General features: G+C 70.5%; 9 protein-coding genes. 7 read left to right on the plus strand and 2 right to left on the minus strand.

The genetic code is table 11. The annotated features are described in order from the left end of the window. Positions 1–759 (plus strand): HNH endonuclease signature motif containing protein (locus tag ACWXWW_RS17635; protein WP_455971279.1); only part of this gene is annotated, 759 nt, incomplete at its 5' end. Positions 760–838: 79 nt separating this feature from the next. Further along, positions 839–1,174: a hypothetical protein gene (locus ACWXWW_RS17640; protein ID WP_271173985.1), complete on the plus strand. Its 336-nt coding sequence runs from the start codon at positions 839–841 to the stop codon at positions 1,172–1,174. Between the two features lie 13 nt (positions 1,175–1,187). Here ACWXWW_RS17640 and ACWXWW_RS17645 read toward each other — a convergent pair whose 3' ends face one another. Beyond that, the gene (locus ACWXWW_RS17645) at positions 1,188–1,910 is read right to left on the minus strand and encodes a response regulator (RefSeq protein ID WP_324011681.1); all 723 of its coding nucleotides are present in this window, start codon (positions 1,908–1,910) and stop codon (positions 1,188–1,190) included. Beyond that, positions 1,907–3,187, minus strand: coding sequence for an ATP-binding protein (locus ACWXWW_RS17650; protein ID WP_455971281.1), 1,281 nt, complete (start codon positions 3,185–3,187; stop codon positions 1,907–1,909). The genes ACWXWW_RS17645 and ACWXWW_RS17650 overlap by 4 nt, the downstream gene beginning before the upstream one ends. A 123-nt stretch (positions 3,188–3,310) precedes the next feature. Between ACWXWW_RS17650 and ACWXWW_RS17655 the strand changes: the two genes are divergently transcribed. The 5 genes from ACWXWW_RS17655 (at position 3,311) to ACWXWW_RS17675 (ending at position 7,453) form a co-directional block, all read left to right on the plus strand. Then, complete coding sequence (locus tag ACWXWW_RS17655; protein ID WP_455971283.1) at positions 3,311–4,333, plus strand: tripartite tricarboxylate transporter substrate binding protein; 1,023 nt, start codon at positions 3,311–3,313, stop codon at positions 4,331–4,333. Then, positions 4,330–4,908 (plus strand): tripartite tricarboxylate transporter TctB family protein, encoded by a 579-nt coding sequence (locus ACWXWW_RS17660; protein ID WP_455971285.1) that lies wholly within the window; start codon positions 4,330–4,332, stop codon positions 4,906–4,908. Before ACWXWW_RS17655 ends, ACWXWW_RS17660 begins: the two co-directional genes overlap by 4 nt. Then, positions 4,908–6,446 (plus strand): tripartite tricarboxylate transporter permease, encoded by a 1,539-nt coding sequence (locus tag ACWXWW_RS17665; protein ID WP_455971287.1) that lies wholly within the window; start codon positions 4,908–4,910, stop codon positions 6,444–6,446. Before ACWXWW_RS17660 ends, ACWXWW_RS17665 begins: the two co-directional genes overlap by 1 nt. Before the next feature lie 108 nt (positions 6,447–6,554). After that, entirely contained in the window at positions 6,555–7,193 is a 639-nt protein-coding gene (locus ACWXWW_RS17670; protein ID WP_455971289.1) for an EamA family transporter, read from the plus strand. Positions 7,194–7,222: 29 nt separating this feature from the next. Continuing rightward, complete coding sequence (locus tag ACWXWW_RS17675; protein WP_455971291.1) at positions 7,223–7,453, plus strand: EamA family transporter; 231 nt, start codon at positions 7,223–7,225, stop codon at positions 7,451–7,453. The last annotated feature ends 135 nt before the right edge of the window (positions 7,454–7,588 follow it).

A 7,588-nucleotide genomic window follows, 5' to 3' on the forward strand; every position in this document is an offset into this window, starting at 1 on the left:
GCGGACGCGAAGGACAAGGACACCGACGTCGGCCTCGGCGCCACCAGGGACGGCACGGGCGGCGCGGCCGATGCGAAGGCCGGGGACGTCGGACTCGGCGCGAGCCCAACGGACGTCACGGGCTCAGCATCCGGCACGGGCTCCGCGGACGGTACGGGCTCTGCGTCTGGCGCGGGTTCGGCGTTCGGCCCGGCCGCGGAGCCCGCACGGAAGTCGGCCATGAAGCCCGTCGGGCTCGGCGCGATTCGCGGGAGCGTGCACATCACCATCCCCGCCACGGCGCTCGCCGACCCCACCCACCGGACCGAGGGCGCCACCCTCGCCGGGGCAGGACCCATCCCGATCATCGACGCCAAGGAGATCGCCGCGGACGCGACGATCTGGAATCGGGCGTTCACGGACGCGCACACGGGGGTGCTCCTCACCGTGGATCAGAGATTCCCCACGATGGCGCAGCGGCGGTTCCTGAAGGCGCGGGATGAGCGGTGCCGGTTCCCGGGATGCCGGCAGGCCATTCGGAAGCACTACGTCGACGTCGACCACACCCACCCCCACTCCCGCGGAGGCCCCACCAACGTGGCCAACCTCGAGTACTTGTGTGAAACGCATCACATGCTCGAGCAGATGACCCAATGGGCCGTGAAACAGGGCCCCGGCGGCGTGCTCGAATGGACGTCCCCGAACGGGCGCGTCTACACCGACACCCCGCCACCGGTCGCCCGCTTCACCCCCGACGACGACGAACCACCACCCTTCTGACACCCACGCGGGCAGACGGCAGGCGCCGCCGCCCTTCGAGTCCGTGCCTCGCACCGCTCTTCGCCGATAGGGTGCAGACGTGGATTCAGACGCGCCCGAGCACGAACAGCACCGACTCGACCTCGATGCAGCGTCGGCCGAACAGATCGACGACCCGTGGTCGGCCCGACGACGCCTGGCGTGGGGGCTGGCATGGAGCATCCCGGTCGTCGCGCTCGTCGTCGGGATCGTGCTGACGAGCAGCGGAACGCTCGAGTTCACCCGGACGTACGACGGATACACCTACGAGGCCGAGTACCACACGGTGTGGCCCGCCGGCCTCGCGCTGCTCGCCACGGGCGTCCTCGGTCTCACCGCGGCGGCGATCGCCACCGCCCTGATGCTGACTCCGCGGCCCGCCCTCGACAGCCGCTGACGCGCGCGTGCCGTCAGCCTGACGGCGCCGGGGCCAGCCGATAGAGCACGCGCGGGCGGCCCCGCCGCCCGTAGCTGTGCGCGATGTCGATCCGCCCCTCGGCGACGAGGTGCTCGAGGTACCGGCGAGCCGTCGCGCGCGAGATCCCGCACGTGGCCGCGAGTTCCTCGGCGGAGACCGAGCGGACGGGGTCGAGCGCCGCGAGGACGCGCTCGAGTGTCTGCGCGGCGAGCCCCTTGGGAAGCTCGACTCGCCCCTCGCGCCTCGGCCGTTCGGGAGCACGCGTGGTGCCGACGGCGAGGAGGCGGTCGATCTCGCCCTGCGAGAGACGCCGATCTGCAGCGTCTGCCCGTCGTCGGTCGGCGTCGGCCGCGTACGCTCGCAGCCGTTCCTGGAGCGCCTCCTGCGTGAACGGCTTCACGAGGTATCCCGAGACGCGTGCGGCGAGCGCCTGCCGGACGGTCACCTGATCGTGGGACGAGCTGATCACGAGGACGTCCGCCCCCGCCTCTCCCAGGGTCCGCAGACGGTGCAGGACCTCGATCCCGCTGATGTCGGGAAGCCGCATGTCGAGGAGCACGAGATCGACGCCGCGTCCGAGCTGGGCGAGCGCCGCTCGCCCCGTGGCCGCCGTCGCCGCCACGTAGAACCCCGGTGTCTCGGCGACGAACCGGCTGTGCAGGGCGCGCGCCGCGGCATCGTCGTCCACGATGAGCACCCCGATCCGCTCACTCATCGCTCGGCACCCAGATCGAAGTCGAACCGCGACCCGCCCAGCGCGGATCGACGCAGCTCGATCGTGCCGCCGCGCGACGTGACGGTTCGTCGGACGAGCGCCAGACCGATCCCGCGCCCGACGCCCGACGCGTCCGGCTTCGATGAATAGCCGCGCGTGAAGACGCGATCGACGTCGGCGGGGTCGATGCCGGGCCCGTCGTCCTCGACGGCTCCGACGAACCGGCCGTCGACTTGCCGCAGGGAGCAGCGCACCGACGACGCCCCCGCCTCGGCGGCGTTGCGCGCGAGATTCGCGAAGACGAGGAGCACTCCCTCGTCGATCGGGACGTCCGGATTCATGTCGGTCTCGAGCCGCGTCCCACGCGCGCTCAGCTCGGAGCGGAGCGCCTCGATGCTCGCGCTCAGCAGCCCCGAGGGCCGGGAGGCGCCCTCGCCTCCGTTCCCGGAAAGGACGGGCACGACCCCTTCGATGTACTGGAGTGCCTCTGCGCGGTCGCCGTGCGAGACAAGGCCGTGGATCACGTGGAGTCGGGTGCCGAACTCATGCGCCTGCTCCCGCAGCGCCGCCGTCACATGACGCAGCTGGCGGTGCTCCGCCTCCATGGCGTCGCTCCTCCGGAACCGTCGCTCGATCGCGGCCGCGAGCAGCGAGCTCGCCAGGGTTGCGGCGATGAGCGCGGCGGATGCCCAGGGCAGCAGCTTCTCGACGCCCGCGGCCGTCTGGGCGGAGATGCTCGACTCGAGGATGCCCACGGCCACCATGCCGACCACGGCCCCGTTCGAGCCCACCACGGGCACCTTCGCGCGGAGCGAGGCGCCCGACGGCCCCGTCTCGGTGCCGACGAACTCCTCCCCCGCGAGCACCGGCTCCGTGGTGGTCGACACCTGGACCCCTCGCTGAGACGGATCGGGATGGGTGATCCGCACGCCCTCGTCGTCCGTGATCACGACGTAGTACACCCCGGCCGTGCGCTGGATCACGTCCGCCAGCGGCTGCAGCGTCGCGGTCGCCGTCGAGAGGGAGGATGCGTCGGCGGGGCGCTCGGCGGTCCCGATCGCGCCGGCCGCCTCCACCGCCGTGCGGACCTCGTTCAGCTCGGCGAGACCGCGCGCCACGTCGTGCACGCGCTGCGTCGTCGCTTCCCGGATGCTCCGCTCCTGCACCGTGAGCGCGACGAGCGTCGTCAGGCCGACCGCGGCGAGCACGATGACGGATGGCAGGAAGAGCATCACGAGGCGCACGGCGCGCGTTCGGGTGTCGGCGGTCCTTGTCATGTCCTCGCGAGGATTCGGTGAGCATCAATGATCACAACGCCTCGGGACGAGGCGCGCGCTCTCACGGCGGCTCATCCTATTACTCATCTTGCGGCGACAAAGGTGTCCGCAGAAGGAGCAGAGATGAGCACAGACGATTCCGTCACCCCTCCCCGTGGGCGCTCGCCGGTCGCCCGCACGGTCACACGCGTGGTCGGCGCCACCCTCGCGACGGCGGCGATCGCGACCGCCGTGTACGGATCCGTGACGTCCGCGGCCGCCGGCACGGACCTCCATGCATCGATGACGATCATCGCTCCCGCCGCTCCGGGCGGCGGATGGGATGGCGTCGCGCGCGAGATGCAGCAGGCGCAGCGGGCGAACGGCCTGGTGAACAACGTGCAGGTTGTGAACATGCCGGGCGCCGGCGGCACGATCGCGCTCGGGAACGTGTCGGTCCTCGCGGGGCAGCCGAACAACCTCCTCGTCGGGGGAACCGGCCTCCTGGCGGCGACGATCCAGTTCGATTCGGCCGCCACGCTCGACGACGTCACGCCCATCGCCGTGATGGTGGAGGAATACGACGTGGTCGTCGTCCCCGCCGACTCCCCGTACGAGACCCTCGACGATCTCGTCTCCGCATGGCGGGAGGATCCGCGGGCGCTGCCCTGGACCGGCGGCGGCTCGTTCGACCAGCTCGTCGTGACCGATCTCGCTCTCGCGGCGGGCATCGATCCCGTGGAGACGACGTACATCTCCTCGGATGGCGGCGGCGAGGCCATCCAGGCCCTGCTGAACGGGACCGCGCAGGCGGCCACGGGCGGCTACCCCGACAACATCGACCAGATCGCGTCCGGGCGTCTGCGGGCGCTGGCGCTGATCGCCGAGCAGCCGATCGAGGGCATCGAGATCGCCACGGCGGCCGAGCAGGGCTACGACGTGGCGCTGACGAACTGGCGCATGGTGGCCGCACCCTCCGCCCTGTCTGAGACAGAGCGCACGGAGCTCACCGACCTCGTCCTCGAGACGCTCGACACTCCGGAGTGGCAAGACGCGATCGAGCGGTACCACTGGACGGAGCGCGTGATCACGGGCGACGAGCTGACCGACTTCCTGGCATCCGAGCGTGCTCGGATCGCCGACCTCTACGAGGAGATGGGGCAATGATGCCTTCGAACAATCCCACCGCCCTGTCCGCGGTCGTGGGCGGTCCGGGGGCGCCCCGCACGACGGCGCCGTCGATCGCCACGCTCGCGGCGCATCTCGTGATGCCCGTGCTCCTGGCGGCCTTCGCGAGCTACCTGCTCGTGGGCATCCTCACGATGTCGGTCCCGGAGGGCGCGGCGTTCCCCGGCCCGCAGTTCTTCCCGGGACTGATCTCGGCGGGCCTCTACCTGCTGGCGGTCCTGCTCGGGCTCTCGGGCTTCCGGCAGTGGCAGAGCAGCCGGACGCAGACCGATGACGCGGCAGCCGACAGCGCAGGCGGCATCCTCTCCCGTCCGCGCTGGCGATCGCTGCTGTGGGTCGTGGGGTCGTTCCTCGCCTTCGCGCTCCTGCTCGAGGTCCTCGGCTGGATCATCACGGCGACGCTGCTGTTCGTCGGCGTCGTGCGCGGCTTCGCGTCGTCGCGCTGGCTGTTCAATGCGCTCGTGGGGCTCACCCTGAGCTCGGTCATCTACATCGCGTTCGACATGCTGCTCGGCCTCCCGCTGCCGTCGGGCATTCTCGGAGGGGGGCTCTGATGGACGTCCTTCCTTTTCTCGCCGACGGATTCGCCGGCGCGCTGACCTGGCAGAACCTCATCTGGGTCCTCGTCGGATGCCTGCTCGGCACCGCGGTGGGCGTGCTGCCCGGCCTCGGCTCGTCGATGGCGGTCGCCCTGCTGCTGCCCGTCACCTTCGCCCTCGAGCCGACCGCCGCGTTCATCATGTTCGCCGGGGTCTACTTCGGCGGGCTCTTCGGAGACTCGACCATGGGCATCCTGATGAACACGCCCGGTCAGGCCTCGGCCATCGCCTCGACGTTCGAGGGGCACCGGATGGCGCTCAGCGGCCGGGCGGCGCAGGCGCTCGCGACCGCGGCGATCGGCGCCTTCATCGGCGGATTCGTCGCGTCGGTGCTCGTCGTCTTCCTCGCGCCGCTCCTCGCCGACTTCTCGAGCAGCTTCGGCCCGGCAGAGTTCTTCGCGCTCGCGGTCTTCGCGTTCGCTGCGACCTCATCCGTCGTGACGGACACGCCGCTGCGCGGCATGGCATCGCTCTTCCTCGGGCTGGGGATCGCCGTGATCGGGGTCGACAGCGTGTCCGGCGCTCCGCGCTTCACCCTGGAGTCGCCGTACCTCTTCGACGGCATCTCGCTCGTCACCGTGACCGTGGCGGTCCTCGCGCTCGGCGAGGTGATCTACGTCGCGTGCCTCTCACGGCAGTCGGGCGAGGGCTCGATGGTCAAGCCGGCCGGCCGGCCCTGGCTCTCGCGCGCCGAGTTCCGCGAGGCGGCGCCCGCGTGGCTGCGCGGCACGGCGATCGGCGTGCCCTTCGGGATCGTGCCCGCAGGCGGGTCGGAGATCCCGACCTTCCTCGCGTACGGACTCGAGAAGAGGCTCGACGCCCGTCGGGACGTCCCCCGCTTCGGGAGCGGAGCCATCCGCGGTCTCGCCGCCCCGGAGGCCGCGGGCAACTCGACGACCGGCATGGCGATGGGGTCGCTGCTCGCTCTGGGCCTCCCGATCTCGGCGACCGCCGCGATCATGCTCGCGGCCTTCCGCCAGTACGGGCTTCAGCCCGGCCCGCTGCTGTTCGAGCGTGCGCCGGACCTCGTGTGGTCGCTGCTCGCGAGCTTCTTCATCGCGATGGTCGTCCTGCTGATCCTCAACCTGCCCTTCGCGACGCTGTGGGCCAAGCTGCTGCTCATCCCCCGGCCGTACCTGTTCGCCGGCATCACGGTGTTCTGCGCGCTCGGGACGTACGCGACCGGCGGCTCGACGTTCGACCTGCTCATGCTGCTCGGCATCGGCATCGTCGGCTTCATCATGCGGGCGGTCGACTATCCGCTGGCGCCGCTCATCATCGGCATGGTGCTCGGCCCCCTGGCCGAGACGAGCCTCCGCGACGCCGCGATGAGCGCCAACGGCGACTTCTCGGTGCTCGTCAGCGGGCCGATCCCGATCGCGCTCTACGCGCTGCTCGCCGTCGTGATCGCGTTCTCGATCCGCGGCCGGGTCGTCGCGCGCCGACGGCAGAAGCTCGAGGCGGAGACGAGCGAGACGTCGCTCGTGCGGTGATCCGCGCTGAGGCCCGGTGCGTCCCGAGCGGGACGTGCCGGGTCGGTGCACTATCCTGCATCTTATGGGAACCAGCACCGCTACTGATCTGCTCATGGGCACAGGCTCGTGACCGCGCGCCGGACGGTCCTTCCGCCGTGGTCGATGGCGGTTGCCGCGATGCTCGCGGTGCAGCTGGCGAACGCTCTGTCGGTGGGCGTGATCGAGCACGTCGGGTCCGCGGGGACAGCGTGGTTGCGGATGTGCTTCGGTGCGGCACTTGTGTGGATGATCGCGCGACCGTCACTGCGGTCGGTACGCCGACGCGACGTGCCCGTCCTCATCGGTCTCGGCATCGTGACGGGATTCATGACGACCTTCTTCCTTGCGGCGGCAGAGCTCATCCCCCTGGGCACGGCGGTGGCGATCGAGTTCCTGGGTCCCCTCGTCGTCGCCGGCATCACCAGCCGTCGCCGACGGGCCCTCATCTGGCCTGCGCTTGCGCTCACAGGCGTCGTGCTCATGACCGAACCGTGGTCGGGTCGCATCGACCTCGTCGGAGTCGGTTTCGCGCTCCTTGCCGGGACCTGCTGGGGCCTGTACAACGTGCTCACACAGAAAGTCGGAGACCGGTTCGCCGGCATCAGCGGGCTCGCGATGACCCTGCCGATCGCCGCTGCCGCAACCGCACTGCTCGGCTTGCCACAGGTGGTCTCCGTCACTCCGTCCTGGGGTGTGAGATCGCCACCGCGGCGGGCATCGCTGTGATCACACCGGTGATCGCCTTCGGCTTGGAGATGCTCGCGCTACGCAGGATGACGCACACCGCGTTCGGCACACTCCTCTCGATCGAGCCCGCGTTCGGCATCCTGATCGGACTGCTCCTGCTCGGACAGAATCCGACACCGCTCCAGGTGGTCGGCATCATCCTCGTCGTGACCTCCGGCGCGGCCGCACAACGAGATGGCGCGCGCGTCGTCGACCCGTCTGCGGGAGAACCCGCGCCCACACGAACGGACACGCAATGACCTCTTCGGCCACCGCCGGACACCGCGCCTCGTAAGGTCCGCAGCAGCCTGCCCTACTGGGTTATAGGCCAAAAGGAGTGGATGGGTTCTCGATCTAGCCGCGGAATCTCGCGGTAGAACGGGGATCGCTATGGT

Source organism: Microbacterium sp. KNMS, assembly GCF_053851835.1.